Raw genomic sequence first — 13,465 nt, forward strand, 5'->3', positions numbered from 1 at the left:
CGGCTTCTGCCGCGCCCGGTCATCATTCCGGGAGAGCGGGCGTTTGACGAGACCTGCCCGGAGGATGGATGCAGAGCATAATCGATCATGGCGCCGCCGTGGCGGGCCTTCCCGACATGAAGATATCGGTGCGCCAGGTTTTCGGCATCGACACCGACATGGAGGCGCCCGCCTTTTCGACAGAAGATCCGCATGTTCCGGACCTCGACCCGGATTATCTGTTCGACCGCGACACCACCCTCGCCATTCTCGCGGGATTCGCCAAAAACCGCCGGGTGATGGTCACCGGCTATCACGGCACCGGCAAATCGACCCACATCGAGCAGGTCGCCGCGCGGCTGAACTGGCCTTGCGTGCGGATCAATCTCGACAGCCACGTCTCCCGCGTCGATCTTATCGGCAAGGACGCCATCGTCCTCAAGGACGGTCTCCAGGTCACCGAATTCAAGGACGGCATCCTGCCCTGGGCGCTGCAAAACAACGTGGCGCTCTGTTTCGACGAATATGACGCGGGTCGCCCCGACGTGATGTTCGTCATCCAGCGCGTTCTCGAAGTGTCCGGCCGCCTGACCCTGCTCGACCAGAGCCGGGTGATCCGGCCGCATCCCGCGTTCCGGCTGTTTTCGACGACGAACACGATCGGCCTCGGCGACACGTCGGGACTTTACCACGGCACCCAGCAGATCAATCAGGGCCAGATGGACCGCTGGTCGATCGTCGCGACCCTGAATTACCTGCCGCACGACAAGGAGGTCGAGATCGTGCTGGCCAAGACCAAGAGTTTCCAGAAGACGAAGGAAGGCCGCGACCAGATCAACAAGATGGTGCGCGTCGCCGACCTGACCCGCAACGCCTTCGTCGCCGGCGACCTCTCGACGGTCATGAGCCCGCGCACGGTGATCACCTGGGCCGAGAACACCGACATTTTCGGCGATGTCGGCTTTGCCTTCCGGCTCACCTTCCTCAACAAATGCGATGAGCTGGAGCGCACGCTGGTGGCCGAATTCTATCAGCGCTGCTTCGGTAAGGAGCTTCCCGAAAGCGCGGTCAATGTCGTGATGAGTTGACCCTCGCGGCGCCGGGACGATTCAATGGCAAAGCGAGCCGGTTCCATGACCACCAACCATAAGCCGCCCGGCAAATACGAAAGTCCGCGCGAGCCGTTGAAGCGGGCCGTCGCCGGCTGCATGCGCGCGATGGCGAAAACGCCGCATCTCGAAGTGACCTTTGCGGCCGAGAAGCCGAACCTGATCCAGTCGACCGGCGCCGCGAAGGTCCGCCTGCCCGAGCCGGGACGCAAGCTCGACCGGCGTGAGACCGCGGTTTTACGGGGACACGCCGATTCGCTGGCGCTGCGCCTCGCCTGCCACGACATCGACATTCATCGCCGGCTGACGCCGTCGACCCAGGGCGCGCGGGCGGTCTTCGACGCCGTGGAGCAGGCGAGGGTCGAGGCGATCGGATCAACCCGCATGGAAGGCGTCGCCGCCAATCTCGACGCGATGCTGGACGACCGCTTTCAGCGCGCCCGCTACGGTGAGATCACGTCGAGGGCCGACGCGCCGCTGGAGGACGCGCTGGCGATGATCGTGCGCGAACGGCTGACCGGCCTCGCGCCGCCAAAACATGCCCGCAACATCGTCGATCTCTGGCGCCCCTGGGTCGAGGAGCGCGCCGCGGGCGATCTCGACAGGCTCGCCTCGTCCGCCGAAGACCAGCGCGCCTTCGGCCTTTGCATGCACAAGCTGCTGACCTCGCTCGAAATGATCGACGAAGGCAGCCTCGACAACGACGGTCAGGAGGACGAAAACGGCGCCGACGAGGAAGACGAAGGCGACGCGAGCGTCGAGGGCGAGAGCGCGGAGAATTTGACCCGCGACCCGAGCCGCAGCGAGGCGTCCGAGGAGGCCCAGGAGGCGCTCGACGAGACGGAGATGGACTCCGCCGACGCGCCGACCGGCGAATTCGAGGACGAAGCGGAATTTTCCGATTCCGAACAGGCGGCGGACCCGAGGCGCCAGCCCGCGGGCGCGCCGGCCGCCTCGCGCGGCTCCGACTACAAGGCTTTCACCAGAAAACACGACGAGGTCGTCGCCGCCGAGGATCTGTGCGATCCCGAAGAGCTCGACCGCCTCCGCGCTTATCTCGACAAGCAATTGCAGAATCTGTCCTCGATCGTCGCGCGCCTCGCCAATCGCCTTCAGCGCCGCCTGATGGCGCAGCAGAGCCGGTCCTGGGAGTTCGATCTCGAGGAGGGAATTCTCGATCCCGCCCGCCTGCCCCGCGTCATCGCCGACCCGCGCCAGCCGTTGTCGTTCAAGCGCGAGAAGGACACCGATTTCCGCGATACGGTCGTCTCATTGCTGATCGACAATTCCGGTTCAATGCGCGGGCGCCCCATCACCGTCGCCGCGACCTGCGCCGACATCCTCGCCCGCACGCTGGAGCGCTGCGGCGTCAAGGTCGAAATTCTGGGCTTCACCACGCGCGCGTGGAAAGGCGGCCAGTCGCGCGAGGCGTGGCTGCAGGCGGGCAAGCCCGCGGCGCCGGGACGGCTCAACGACCTGCGGCATATCATCTATAAATCCGCCGACGCGCCATGGCGGCGGTCGCGCAAGCATCTCGGCCTGATGATGCGCGAGGGTCTGCTCAAGGAAAACATCGACGGCGAGGCGCTCGACTGGGCGCACCGGCGCCTGCTGGCTCGGCCCGAACAGCGCAAGATTCTCATGATGATCTCGGACGGCGCGCCTGTCGACGATTCGACGCTCTCGGTCAATCCCGGCAATTATCTCGAAAAACACCTGCGCCACATCATCGAGGAGATCGAGACCCGCTCGCCGGTGGAGTTGATCGCGATCGGAATCGGTCACGACGTGACGCGCTATTACCGCCGCGCCGTCACCATCGTTGACGCCGAGGAGCTCGGCGGGGCGATGACCGAAAAACTTGCGGAGCTGTTCAACGAAAACGCCCAGCCGGTCCGGGCGCCGTTCACGCCGAGGTGGAAGGAAAGCAAAAGCGCCACACGAGGCGCATTGCACTGAGGGCTCCGCAGCTGCCTACTTTCTCTGACCAACAGTGCCTGGGATCGCTTTGCTTTGTCGTTCGTGATCATGCGATCACTCTCGATGATATGCGTAAGGTTTTTCAGGAAAGCCTAGTTGATATTCATCAGCATATTCAATTAATCGCACCGAAAGCTGAAATATCTACAATACTAAAGCATCAGCTTACTTGGCTCGCAAGCGGTTATTATTGTTATTGTGGATTCGGCGGTTATATCCGGCAATTTGATCATAGAAAAATCCTAGCAGAGATCGCCCACCTTGAGAATAAGGCTCTTCCGACCGCGACGAAACCAGAGTCTGAGTTCCCCGGCATACTCAAGGGATTTTGGCACAAACATTTCCCTGACGAAAACTATCTCTTAAAGAATATAATGTTAGAAAATAAAAAAAACTTTTACAAGTATTTATACAAAGACGCAGCCAATATATATAAAGAAAAAACAGGAAATACCCTGTTTGATTCGATATTAGACGAGAAGATGATCTCCCCGATGACTTATGTATCTTTTTTTGGTGCTTTAGAGGATCGCATGGGAAATAATCGACTGGGCACAGTTTCACGAATGACGGGAGAATGGATCGTCTATACCCACGATGAAGCTGGCCGTCTTCACTATTTGACGCTTGCGGTTCACGACGAAAAAGTAAGTCTCTATCGCTCTATCGTGCAGCGTGTCTTCCAGACTGCTGCCGATTTTCCTTTCGTAAGCGAAAAATTGGGCAATAACGGAGTTAAACTGCCAAATTCGCGTTGAGCACTTTAAATTTTCTACCTAACGCTACGATTCGGCTTTTTTAGCCCGAACACGAGGGCATGCAGCTCGCGGTCTCCGACGATCCGGCCCAGTTCCTTGAACGCGAAGAACGGGATCAGCATGACGAAGAGGATCACGCCCGCTGACGCAATCCCCTTCGGGCTTCCGCCGCCGATTTCCGGAAAACTCGCGGCCATCGTCTTGCCTTCCCACCAGCCGACCGCCAGATGCTCGACGATGTGAAAACAGATGAAAAGGATCGCGAACTCGATCGACTGGTAGAGGATCGGATAGACAAGCGGCCGGTTCTCGAACCGGCGGCCGACATGAAAGCCTTCTGCGATGAGCATGACCTTGGCCAGCATCAGGGCGTTGACAATCGCAAACCCCTGCTCGCGGAAATTGATTCCGTGCTCGGCGAGAACGATCGACTGATGCAGGGAAAAGAGAGCCAGCAAAACCCAGAGATACGCGGCCATGACGAGAAATCGCCGCATCTCCTGCGCGGCTTTCTGTTTGAGCGTGGGCTTGCCGGCGACGGGCGCCGGAGAGGGGACGGTTCGCCTGTTCCCCACGCCGCCGCGCGGCGGCGAACTGCTCCTGGAAACCCTGTCGCTCAAGGCCATCGTGCGGCTCCCACCAGCGTTCGCGTCCGCGCGTCAGTAAATCCGGCGGCGGACATAGGCGCCGCGCGGCGCGACGACGACCGCGCGAGGCGCATAGACCGGACGGCGGGCGACGACGGCGCCGCGCGGGCCGGCGCAACCGGCGCGGTAAACTCCGCGGGCGCAAACCACGGCGTTGGCCTCCTCGACCGAGGCGACCATGGAGCCCATGAAAACAAGAGCAGCGAAGGAGGAGAGCAAGCTCAGTTTCATTTCGATTCCTTGTTCAAGCGCTTTTCCAGGCCCTGTCGCTTAAAAAGCCAGGGCGCGCCTTTATAGACGAATCCACGTTTATTCGAAGTTTAAAATTACGCCTCGGCGCCGGGGCCGTCGAAAAAAAATCGCAGCATCTGGCGCGAGGCGTCGGGTCCGCGCGGGTCCGTATAGGAGCCCCGCGGATCGCCGCCCGACCATGCGTGGCCAAGGCCCTCGATCTCCCAATGCTCCACGACCGCCGTCCCGCCCTCGTCCGTCATGATTGTGCGCACATAGGCGCGGCCGCCGGCGGAAACGCCGGTTTGAACCTCGTGGTCGCCGGGCGCGATCCGGGCGCGGGCTTCGGCGACGATCATTTCGCCGTTGGAAGGATGCACCGTCTGGTCGGATCCGCCATGAAAAACGATGGTCCGAACGGCACGGTGCGCATGGTCGAGATCGCGGTATTTCGTCGCCGCGAGCGCCGGGTTCGACTTGCCCCGCATCGCGGTGAGGCCGGAGAGAAGATCGCTCGCCGATTTGTAGGCGAGACCCGAATGAACGCCGGCGGCTGCGTAGAGCTCGGGATAGGTCGCGCTCATGACCGCCGCCATGGCGCCGCCCGCGGAAAGGCCCGCGACATAGACCCGGCCCGGATCGACGTTGAACTCCTGCATGATTTCGCGGGTGATCCCGGAGATGATGCGCGGCTCTCCCGTCTCGCGCATCTGATCCTTGAGCAGGAACCAGTTCCAGCAGCCGGACTGATTGGCGCTGGCGTCCTGCTTCGGATAGGCGACGATGAAGCCGAATTCCTCGGCGAGCGTGTTCATCTTCGTTCCAGCCGCAAAATCGTCCGGACCCTGCGTGCAGCCGTGAAGCATGATGATAAGGGCCGGCCGCGCGCCCGCCCCGCGCATCGCGGCCGCGCCTGGCGCCTGAAGGCCTGGAACATAAAGCTTGTAGTCCCGCGCGCCGGCCTTGCAGGCGTAACGCCGCGCTGCGAATGCGCCGCGCTCACGCGCGACGGCAGGTGTGGCGGAAGCTGCGGCGGAAGACGCGTTTTCGAGCGCGCTCCCCGCGTCGGAGTCTGCGCCAGGAGGCGGCGAAGCGTACAGCGGATGGGCGTGCGCCTCCCTTAGCAATTCGACGACTTTGCCAAGCGGCCGTTTGATGTGAGGGAAGTGAAAACCGGTGGAAGAATCGCCGGTCGCGGCCGGGCCGGCAGGCGCCTGCGGCGGAGCCGGTCTCTCATCTGATTTGCCAAGGCCGGACAGGGCGCGCTGGATGACCTTCGTCGCGGCGATCAAATCGCGGTTGCGGGTCAATTGCCCGGCCTTGCGCATCGCGGCGTTGAGAACCGATTTCATGGCTGAATCCTTGCCGGAGGAGCGACGATTGGTCACGAAATGCGGTCCGCGAGCGCCGACTTCACGGCTGGACTCGCCTGCAGCGCGCCCAGAACCGTCAACGACTCGATGGTGGCGCGGGCGAGTTCGGGCGGAACATCGGCCGCGATGATCGTCAGGCCGACAACCTTGATCCGCAGCTTCTCCCCGGCAGCCTGCACGGCCTCGAGATCCTCGCGGCGAAAACAGCGCAATCCGATTTCAAGCGTGTGCCGCACGATCGACTGCTTGACCGCGTCGGCATGGGCCGCGAGCTGGTTGCGGATCGCCGTCCGTATAAAGTCGGAGCGATTGGAATAGAAGCCTTCTTGCGTCAGCAGATCGATATGGCCGAGATCGACATAGCCCACATTAATCGTGAGCTTCTCTGTATCCGCTGTTTTCTCGCGAAGCCGGTGAATGATTGCCGACATGCCATCTCCTTACCATCTGTCTGGATGGTATATGGATGGCTCCAAGAGGATTTCAAGGAAATAAACCCGGGCCAGCCGCGGCATGAGCGCTCATGCCGAACACCGCCAGGCCGAGACGTCGCGCCCAACGGCCTCAAGCTGAACCCTAACAGATCCGGGAGAGGGATGAATAAAAATCGACAAAGCGAACCCGCCTCCTGACTCCGAAGCGGGTCGTTCGGCCATTAAGCCGCAGCTTAGGCGCTGGCTTTTTTCTTGACGATCTCGCGCTTGATCGTGAGCGCGCCGGGCGACAGATCGCCATCCCTCGCTTTTACGAGAAAGGCGTCGAGGCCACCGCGATGTTCGACCGACCGGAGGGCGGCGGCGGCGACGCGGAAGCGGAGCTTGCGCTGAAGAACGTCGGAGATCAGCGTCACCTGGCAAAGGTTCGGCAGGAATCGCGTCCGCGTCTTGTGGTTCGAATGGCTGACCAGATTGCCGGTCTGAACGGCTTTCCCGGTCAATTCGCAACGGCGGGACATCGCAGGATCCTCTTAAAATTCGGCCAAAACCCTTGCGGCTCCCGGCGACCGTTCTGGCGGCCGGGCGTCCATTCCGCAATCCTTGGGAAGCACGGGGTTTTAGTTCAGGGCCGAGCCTGCGTCAAGCGCTTGCAAGCCGGCCGGATCGCCGCGAAACGCCAGGGCCGGGCTTTTAAGGTTAAAACACCTTTAACCGCCGCTTGCTAGTTTGAACCATATTCGCCGCCGTTTGCGAACCGGACGCCCATCGCCTCTTCGGCGCGGGCGCGCCGCCGCAACGGTCGGCAGCACGGCGCCGGCTGACGGCGCAAAGACGACAGCGGTGCGACGGGATGCGGACGACCTCAAGCTTTACGGCGATCGATTATATTCCCGACGCGGCCCGAGACTTTATGGCTCGGCGAGGCGCCGAACTTGCCGGCCTCCTTTTGATCGGACTGACCGGCGCCGCCGCTCTCGCTCTGATGACGTGGTCCGTGCAGGATCCGAGTTTGAACCACGCCGCCTCCGGGCAGGTCCGCAATCTTCTTGGGCCCTACGGCGCAGTCACGGCCGACCTTCTGATGCAGATGCTCGGCCTGTCCGTCATCGCGTTTTTGACCCCGCCGCTGTTCTGGGGATGGCGCTTGCTCACGGCGCGGCGCCTCGAACGCGTCCCGGGCCGGATGTTATTATGGGTCTGCGGCGCCGTCTTGTCGGCGGGCCTAGCGGCGTTTCTTCCCGCCACGTCGAAATGGCCGCTGCCGACCGGCCTTGGCGGCGTGGTCGGCGACGTCATTCTCGCGCTTCCCAACCGTATCTTCGACGGTTTTGGAGCCGGCCTGCTGCTGGTGGCGGCGATCCTTGCCGCCGGGGCGATCCTGTCGCTCACCGCCAGCATAGGGCTTCGCGACGCCGACAGCGATGACGGCATGGCGGAGGACGATGCGGACGACCGAGGCTATGATCACAAGGCCGCGCGCCGCGGCGCGCCCGCTGAAGATGACGATCTCGCCGGCGCTCCCGGCCTTTCCCTCATGTCGCTTGGCGCTCTGATTCACGCCTGGCTCAGCCTGAAGGCCGCGATCAGCCGGCGGCTCGCGCGTCTTCGCGCGCAACCGGAAGAGCGCATGCGCGAGGATTGGGGAGTCCGTTCCTCCGCGCCGGAGGATGACTTCGAGCGGCCGATCGATCTTGCGGACGCTCCCCTGCACTGGCCCGAGCTCGAGCCGGCCGACGTCGTTTTCGACGCCAGCGCCTACGCCCCGCCGGCCGCCCGCGCGGCGGCGCAGTCCCGTCAGCTCGCCGAACCGACGTTCGCCGCGCCGGCGGCCGAGAGCCGCCGCGTGATCGCGGCCCCGCCGGCTGCGTTGAAGCCGGGCCTGCGCGCCCAGAAAGAGGCGGCTTCCTCGTCCCAGAACCGCCCGTCGCGGCGCGAATACCGGCTGCCGCCGCTGCAGATGCTGGCCGAACCAAGAAAGCTGCCGCAGACAAAGGTTTCGGAGGACGCCCTCAGCCAGAATGCGCGATTGCTTGAAGGGGTTCTCGAAGATTTCGGCGTCAAGGGCGAAATCATCAACGTCCGTCCCGGCCCGGTCGTGACGCTTTACGAACTCGAACCCGCGCCCGGCATCAAATCGTCGCGGGTGATCGGCCTCGCCGACGACATCGCCCGGTCGATGTCGGCGATCTCGGCCCGCGTCGCTGTCGTGCAGGGCCGCAACGCCATCGGCATCGAACTGCCGAACCAGCGCCGCGAGACGGTCTACCTTCGCGAATTGCTCGGCTCCGCCGATTTCGAACAGAGCAACCACCGGCTCGCGATCGCGCTCGGCAAGAACATCGGCGGCGAGCCGATCATCGTCGATCTCGCCCGGATGCCGCATCTCCTCGTCGCGGGCACGACCGGCTCGGGCAAATCGGTCGCGATCAACACGATGATCCTCTCCCTGCTCTATCGCCTGCGGCCGGAGGAATGCCGCCTCATCATGGTCGATCCGAAGATGCTGGAATTGTCGGTCTACGACGGCATTCCGCATTTGCTGACCCCGGTCGTCACCGATCCGAAGAAGGCGGTCGTCGCGCTGAAATGGGCGGTGCGCGAAATGGAGGACCGCTACAAGAAAATGTCGAAGCTCGGCGTCCGCAACATCGACGGCTTCAACGCCCGCGTCACCGAAGCCGCGGCCAAGGGCGAGACCCTGATGCGCACCGTTCAGACCGGGTACGACCGCGAAACCGGCGAGGCGGTCTACGAACACGAACCGATGGACCTCGCGCCCCTGCCCTTCATCGTCGTGATCGTCGACGAGATGGCCGATCTGATGATGGTCGCGGGCAAGGACATCGAAGGCGCCATCCAGCGGCTCGCGCAAATGGCGCGCGCGGCGGGCATTCATCTCATCATGGCGACGCAACGGCCCTCTGTCGACGTCATCACCGGCACGATCAAGGCGAATTTCCCGACGAGAATCTCGTTCCAGGTCACGTCCAAGATCGACAGCCGCACGATTTTAGGGGAACAGGGCGCCGAACAGCTGCTCGGCCAGGGCGACATGCTCCACATGGCGGGAGGCGGCCGCATTTCGCGCGTGCACGGGCCGTTCGTCGCCGACGAGGAGGTCGAAAAGGTGGTCGCCCATCTGAAAGCCCAGGGGCAGCCGGAATATCTCGACGCCATCACCATGGAGGACGATTTCGCCGAGGGCGAGGGCGCCGAGGGCCCCGCGCCCGGAAGCATGGACGCCGAGGAGGCGGGCGACCTTTACGACCGCGCCGTCGCCATCGTGCTGCGCGACCGCAAATGCTCGACGAGCTATATCCAGCGCCGCCTGTCCGTCGGCTACAACAAGGCCGCCTCGCTGGTCGAGCGGATGGAAAAGGAAGGCGTCGTCGGCGCCCCGAACCATTCCGGCAAACGAACGATCCTCGTCGGCGGCGGGATCGACCGCGGGGCCTTCGACCTCGCCGCGGAGGGATGATTTCGCGCGATCGCACGGATCTCGTTCGCGCTTATGTTCATGCTCCGGTTTCGGCGTTCGCGCCGCGCGGCATCGTCCCGCCAAATACTTCGGCTCGAGAGATGGAGCTTCTGGTGGAGCGGGCGCAAGAACTCTTGCACAAATGGAATGAGCGGGCGGAGCGGCTCCATCCCTGTATGGAGATCACCGGCGAAGGCGGCCTGATGCTTGGCGCCGGGACGATGCTCGGCGAGATCTGGCGGGACGAATACGGGCGCCCTCGCCTCGCCATCGACGGTGCGCGGACTGGCGCGCTGCTCGCGAGCGCCTTTGAAAGGCCGGTCGCGGCTGACGGTCTCGCCAAGTTGCAGCGTGCCGCCGTGCTTTGGAACGAGGACGAAAAAGCGCTCGCCCATATTCATCTGGCGCACATCGGTCTTCCACCCTGCGACGAGGCCGCGGCTTTGCGCCTCTTCATCGCCGACGCGCTTTTGACCGCTGGCGCCTCGCCCCAAACCTTGATCGAAGCGCAAAACCTTGCGCCCCATTTTGCGAAATTCAACATCGATCAGCCGCGCGTGCCTGCGGGCAATGGGCGCGAAAGCGGCCAATGGGCGGGCGAAGATGCGGGCCCCGCGCCGGCCGCGTTCCGCAGCCGCAGAGAGAGGGGCGGGCGCAGGGGAAGCGGCGGGTTTCACGCAATCCATGAATTTCTGGACTGGCTGCGCGGAAAAAGCAACGAATCCGCCCAGGAAGACAAATCGTCCGAGCTCCAGCCGGCTCTTTCCCCGACGGATTCGATTAGCGGACCGGTCCCAGAACAACACGTTTCGTCCCCGAAGCCGTCCGACTTCGTTGGTCAGGACTTCGGCAAATTGGGAGTTGGTATCGAAAAACCGCAACTCGGCATTCGAGAATTCGACTCACATGCGGCGGAAAGGATGATCGAGCGCGGCATATCAATAAATGATATGCACGATACCGTGGATCGTCCGTTGATTGTCCTCCAACAGACTCGCGGGAGAGTATATTACCTTTCGGACAATGTCGCCGTCGTACTTAACCCAAAAGGGCGGGTTATAACAACCTATTCTGCGTCCGACTTCGACGCAAAAGTCAAGGCGTTGTTAGGCCATATACACAAATAGAGGACAATAATATGAATAACACCGAGGAGACAACCAAGCGAATCCGAACCATCCTGCTGAAAGACTGGGATCCGCTAGGAGTTGGCGATAACCCAAACTTGGCTGACGAATATGACGCATACATTCCCAGCGTGTTGGCCCTCCTTGGCAATCATTGCACGGTCGATGAGTTGGAGCGCCATCTCCTTGGCGTCGAGGCAAGCTGGGAATTAGCGCCCGATTCGACGGCGGCGCAGACGGCAAGGAAGATCTTCGATACCTTGCAGGAATGCCAGGATCGGGACGCATAACCAGTAGCTGACGGTTGCGGCAAGACAGGCGGCGACGAGAAAATTGGTCGCGCCCCCGCCTCGCCATCGACGGCGCGGGGACCGGCGCGCTGCTCGCCAGCGCCTTTGAAAGGCCGGTCGCGGCTGACGGTCTCGCCAAGATGCGGCGTGCCGCCGCGCTTTGGAACGAGGACGAAAAAGCGCTCGCCCATATTCATCTGGCGCACATCGGTCTTCCGCCCTGCGACCAGACTGCGGCTTTGCGCCTCTTCGTCGCCGACGCGCTTTTGGCCGCCGGCGCCTTTTGCCGCAAACCCTGATCGAAGCGCAATGTCTTGCGCCGCATTTTGCGAAATTCAACATCGATCAGCCGCGCGTCCCGGCGGGCAATGAGCGCGAAAGCGGCCGATGGGCGGGCGATGGCGCTCATACCGCATCAGCCGCGTTCCGTAGCCGTAGAGAAAGAGGCAGGCACAGAGGCGGCGGATTTCATGCGATCCATGAGTTTCTGGACTGGCTGCGCGGCAGGGGCGCGGAGCCTTGGGACGAACATTCGCCAGAACCAAAATCAACAGCTCCCGCCGCCGAGCCGGGTCCGCAGGTCGCGGCCGAAGCCGTCCGATTTCGTTGGTCAGGACTTTGTCAGATTGGGAACGGCGATCGACAAACCTGAAGTTGCTATATTAGCTTTTGACGAGCATGCGATCGATAGAGTCAATCAAAGGAACGTATCTTCTGCAATTATGGAAAGCACTATAGCTCAACCATTAATTGTCCTCCAGCAAACTCCGAACAAATACCTTTTTCTTTCCGATAGCGCTGGAGTTGTCATAACCAAAAATGTTTTATGATTACAAAAAATTTTACGCAAATATTACATTATCGAATATGTTCATGGAGGCAAAAGATGAATGAAAATAATCAAACAAGACGCATCCGTGAGATACTTAGAAAATATTGGGATCCACTCGTTGTTGGAGACAATCCACATTTGCATGACGAATACGACGATATACTTTTTAAAATACTAACTATGTTAGATGCTAAATGCACAGCAGAACAATTAGAACGCTATCTCAAAACGATCGAAGAACGCTGGACTTCGTTTCCGGTTAAAGAGACCTCTTTGGTCGTAAAGAACATCCTAGAAGGACTTTAGTCGGACGGAATTTCGGTGCGCAATGTCTTGCGCCGCATTTTGCGAAATCCAACATCGATCAGCCGCGCGTCCCGGCGGGCAATGAGCGCGAAAGCGGCCGATGGAACAATAGACATGAAACTCAGGCTTAGGAATAGATGAACGAGGTATTTTTGACTTTGGAGCAATACTCCGCAGCAAGGCGGAAGATAGAGAGTGTCTTCAATGTTGAAAGACAGCTTCCCGAACAGGTCTTCAAATCGCCGTACCGGTTCCATCTCTTGCGTGAGTTCGAATTCGCTATGGACGATCTCCTGGAAATCCTTCGCAAATCGCACTCGCCATTCGCCGCCGACACCTTTTAAGCGTGCTCGACCCGACCCGTTAACTTATTTCTACAAACATTACCACATGACCAGCGCTTTCTACTTCAAAGGAGATATGACAAAAAAGGAATACATAAGCCTGCGCTGGCGCAATCCAGGCAATGAGGTCGACGCAATCCAGTTCGGCGCCGAGGTAGAAGCCTATATTCCAAGTTCGCTGAGTTGGGCGATGTGGGGAGAAAGGTCACGGGAGATCGCGATGATCGGTCTCGACGATCCGGCGCTGGTCAAAGCTCTGATCGCGGACAAGGGCTGGTGGATGGACGCGGGGACGGCGTCAAACGAATTTGTCGGCATGCCCTTCATCGACCAAAAGGTAAAGAGAATGAGCCGGCCCGGCTAGAGCGCTTTCCGACCGCATGAAGTCATGCGATCGATCAGAAATCGCTCCAGATTTAAAGGCTTGAGCATAGTCTTGTCGATTGGATTGATTCACTCCGATCGGAATATGCTCCAGGCGTGGCCAGACCAAACGGCGCCGCTCACGCTGGTCAAGAGCGTCGCGCGGCCCTATGAGGGGATCGGGCGCCGCGGAACGCGAGGCCGGGCGTTT

General features: G+C 61.2%; 15 protein-coding genes. 10 read left to right on the plus strand and 5 right to left on the minus strand.

What is annotated here, in order from left to right; translation table 11 throughout:
* The first annotated feature begins 68 nt into the window (after positions 1 to 68).
* The 3 genes from cobS to BM177_RS12335 all read left to right on the plus strand — a co-directional run bounded on the left by cobS (position 69) and on the right by BM177_RS12335 (position 3,826).
* Entirely contained in the window at positions 69 to 1,067 is a 999-nt protein-coding gene (gene cobS / locus BM177_RS12325; RefSeq protein WP_091682791.1) for a cobaltochelatase subunit CobS, read from the plus strand.
* A gap of 45 nt (positions 1,068 to 1,112) precedes the next feature.
* Positions 1,113 to 3,047 (plus strand): cobaltochelatase subunit CobT, encoded by a 1,935-nt coding sequence (cobT, locus tag BM177_RS12330; RefSeq protein ID WP_091682793.1) that lies wholly within the window; start codon positions 1,113 to 1,115, stop codon positions 3,045 to 3,047.
* An 89-nt stretch (positions 3,048 to 3,136) separates the two neighbouring features.
* Positions 3,137 to 3,826 (plus strand): hypothetical protein, encoded by a 690-nt coding sequence (locus tag BM177_RS12335; RefSeq protein WP_091682795.1) that lies wholly within the window; start codon positions 3,137 to 3,139, stop codon positions 3,824 to 3,826.
* Positions 3,827 to 3,840: 14 nt separating this feature from the next.
* Here BM177_RS12335 and BM177_RS12340 read toward each other — a convergent pair whose 3' ends face one another.
* The 5 genes from BM177_RS12340 to rpmB form a co-directional block, all read right to left on the minus strand.
* Entirely contained in the window at positions 3,841 to 4,452 is a 612-nt protein-coding gene (locus tag BM177_RS12340) for a hypothetical protein (RefSeq protein WP_139223607.1), read from the minus strand.
* 33 nt (positions 4,453 to 4,485) lie between these two features.
* Positions 4,486 to 4,704, minus strand: coding sequence for a hypothetical protein (locus BM177_RS12345; protein WP_091682799.1), 219 nt, complete (start codon positions 4,702 to 4,704; stop codon positions 4,486 to 4,488).
* Between the two features lie 95 nt (positions 4,705 to 4,799).
* Positions 4,800 to 6,056, minus strand: a complete 1,257-nt coding sequence (locus BM177_RS12350) for an extracellular catalytic domain type 1 short-chain-length polyhydroxyalkanoate depolymerase (RefSeq protein WP_091682955.1) — start codon at positions 6,054 to 6,056, stop codon at positions 4,800 to 4,802.
* 32 nt (positions 6,057 to 6,088) lie between these two features.
* Positions 6,089 to 6,508, minus strand: a complete 420-nt coding sequence (locus BM177_RS12355; protein WP_091682802.1) for a CopG family transcriptional regulator — start codon at positions 6,506 to 6,508, stop codon at positions 6,089 to 6,091.
* A gap of 236 nt (positions 6,509 to 6,744) precedes the next feature.
* A complete protein-coding gene (gene rpmB, locus BM177_RS12360; protein WP_091682805.1) occupies positions 6,745 to 7,032 on the minus strand; it encodes a 50S ribosomal protein L28 in 288 nt (95 codons plus the stop codon).
* Between the two features lie 332 nt (positions 7,033 to 7,364).
* Here rpmB and BM177_RS12365 point away from each other — a divergent pair, with 332 nt between their 5' ends.
* From BM177_RS12365 to BM177_RS19540, 7 genes are all read left to right on the plus strand, one after another.
* Positions 7,365 to 9,992 carry a DNA translocase FtsK gene (locus tag BM177_RS12365; protein ID WP_091682807.1) on the plus strand — a complete coding sequence of 876 codons (2,628 nt, stop codon included), beginning with the start codon at positions 7,365 to 7,367 and terminating at the stop codon, positions 9,990 to 9,992.
* Positions 9,989 to 11,119, plus strand: a complete 1,131-nt coding sequence (locus BM177_RS12370; protein ID WP_091682810.1) for a DUF4258 domain-containing protein — start codon at positions 9,989 to 9,991, stop codon at positions 11,117 to 11,119. Before BM177_RS12365 ends, BM177_RS12370 begins: the two co-directional genes overlap by 4 nt.
* Positions 11,120 to 11,130: 11 nt before the next feature.
* Complete coding sequence (locus BM177_RS12375; RefSeq protein ID WP_091682812.1) at positions 11,131 to 11,409, plus strand: hypothetical protein; 279 nt, start codon at positions 11,131 to 11,133, stop codon at positions 11,407 to 11,409.
* 14 nt (positions 11,410 to 11,423) lie between these two features.
* Positions 11,424 to 11,708 carry a hypothetical protein gene (locus BM177_RS12380; protein ID WP_091682815.1) on the plus strand — a complete coding sequence of 95 codons (285 nt, stop codon included), beginning with the start codon at positions 11,424 to 11,426 and terminating at the stop codon, positions 11,706 to 11,708.
* A 69-nt stretch (positions 11,709 to 11,777) separates the two neighbouring features.
* Entirely contained in the window at positions 11,778 to 12,239 is a 462-nt protein-coding gene (locus BM177_RS19530; RefSeq protein ID WP_139223608.1) for a hypothetical protein, read from the plus strand.
* A gap of 56 nt (positions 12,240 to 12,295) precedes the next feature.
* The gene (locus tag BM177_RS19535; RefSeq protein WP_139223609.1) at positions 12,296 to 12,547 is read left to right on the plus strand and encodes a hypothetical protein; all 252 of its coding nucleotides are present in this window, start codon (positions 12,296 to 12,298) and stop codon (positions 12,545 to 12,547) included.
* A 204-nt stretch (positions 12,548 to 12,751) separates the two neighbouring features.
* Positions 12,752 to 13,255: a hypothetical protein gene (locus BM177_RS19540; protein WP_139223610.1), complete on the plus strand. Its 504-nt coding sequence runs from the start codon at positions 12,752 to 12,754 to the stop codon at positions 13,253 to 13,255.
* Positions 13,256 to 13,465 lie beyond the last annotated feature (210 nt).

Source organism: Methylocapsa palsarum (assembly GCF_900114285.1).
Lineage (GTDB): Bacteria > Pseudomonadota > Alphaproteobacteria > Rhizobiales > Beijerinckiaceae > Methylocapsa > Methylocapsa palsarum.

Excerpts from the sequence above, each read along its gene's own strand:
- BM177_RS12340 (WP_139223607.1), bottom strand. The coding sequence starts at position 4,452 with ATGGCCTTGAGCGACAGGGTTTCCAGGAGCAGTTCGCCGCCGCGCGGC.
- BM177_RS19535 (WP_139223609.1), top strand. The coding sequence starts at position 12,296 with ATGAATGAAAATAATCAAACAAGACGCATCCGTGAGATACTTAGAAAA.
- BM177_RS12375 (WP_091682812.1), top strand. The coding sequence starts at position 11,131 with ATGAATAACACCGAGGAGACAACCAAGCGAATCCGAACCATCCTGCTG.
- BM177_RS12335 (WP_091682795.1), top strand. The coding sequence starts at position 3,137 with ATGCGTAAGGTTTTTCAGGAAAGCCTAGTTGATATTCATCAGCATATT.
- BM177_RS12355 (WP_091682802.1), bottom strand. The coding sequence starts at position 6,508 with ATGTCGGCAATCATTCACCGGCTTCGCGAGAAAACAGCGGATACAGAG.
- rpmB (WP_091682805.1), bottom strand. The coding sequence starts at position 7,032 with ATGTCCCGCCGTTGCGAATTGACCGGGAAAGCCGTTCAGACCGGCAAT.
- BM177_RS19540 (WP_139223610.1), top strand. The coding sequence starts at position 12,752 with ATGTTGAAAGACAGCTTCCCGAACAGGTCTTCAAATCGCCGTACCGGT.
- BM177_RS19530 (WP_139223608.1), top strand. The coding sequence starts at position 11,778 with ATGAGCGCGAAAGCGGCCGATGGGCGGGCGATGGCGCTCATACCGCAT.
- cobS (WP_091682791.1), top strand. The coding sequence starts at position 69 with ATGCAGAGCATAATCGATCATGGCGCCGCCGTGGCGGGCCTTCCCGAC.
- BM177_RS12345 (WP_091682799.1), bottom strand. The coding sequence starts at position 4,704 with ATGAAACTGAGCTTGCTCTCCTCCTTCGCTGCTCTTGTTTTCATGGGC.
- BM177_RS12365 (WP_091682807.1), top strand. The coding sequence starts at position 7,365 with ATGCGGACGACCTCAAGCTTTACGGCGATCGATTATATTCCCGACGCG.
- BM177_RS12350 (WP_091682955.1), bottom strand. The coding sequence starts at position 6,056 with ATGAAATCGGTTCTCAACGCCGCGATGCGCAAGGCCGGGCAATTGACC.
- BM177_RS12370 (WP_091682810.1), top strand. The coding sequence starts at position 9,989 with ATGATTTCGCGCGATCGCACGGATCTCGTTCGCGCTTATGTTCATGCT.
- cobT (WP_091682793.1), top strand. The coding sequence starts at position 1,113 with ATGACCACCAACCATAAGCCGCCCGGCAAATACGAAAGTCCGCGCGAG.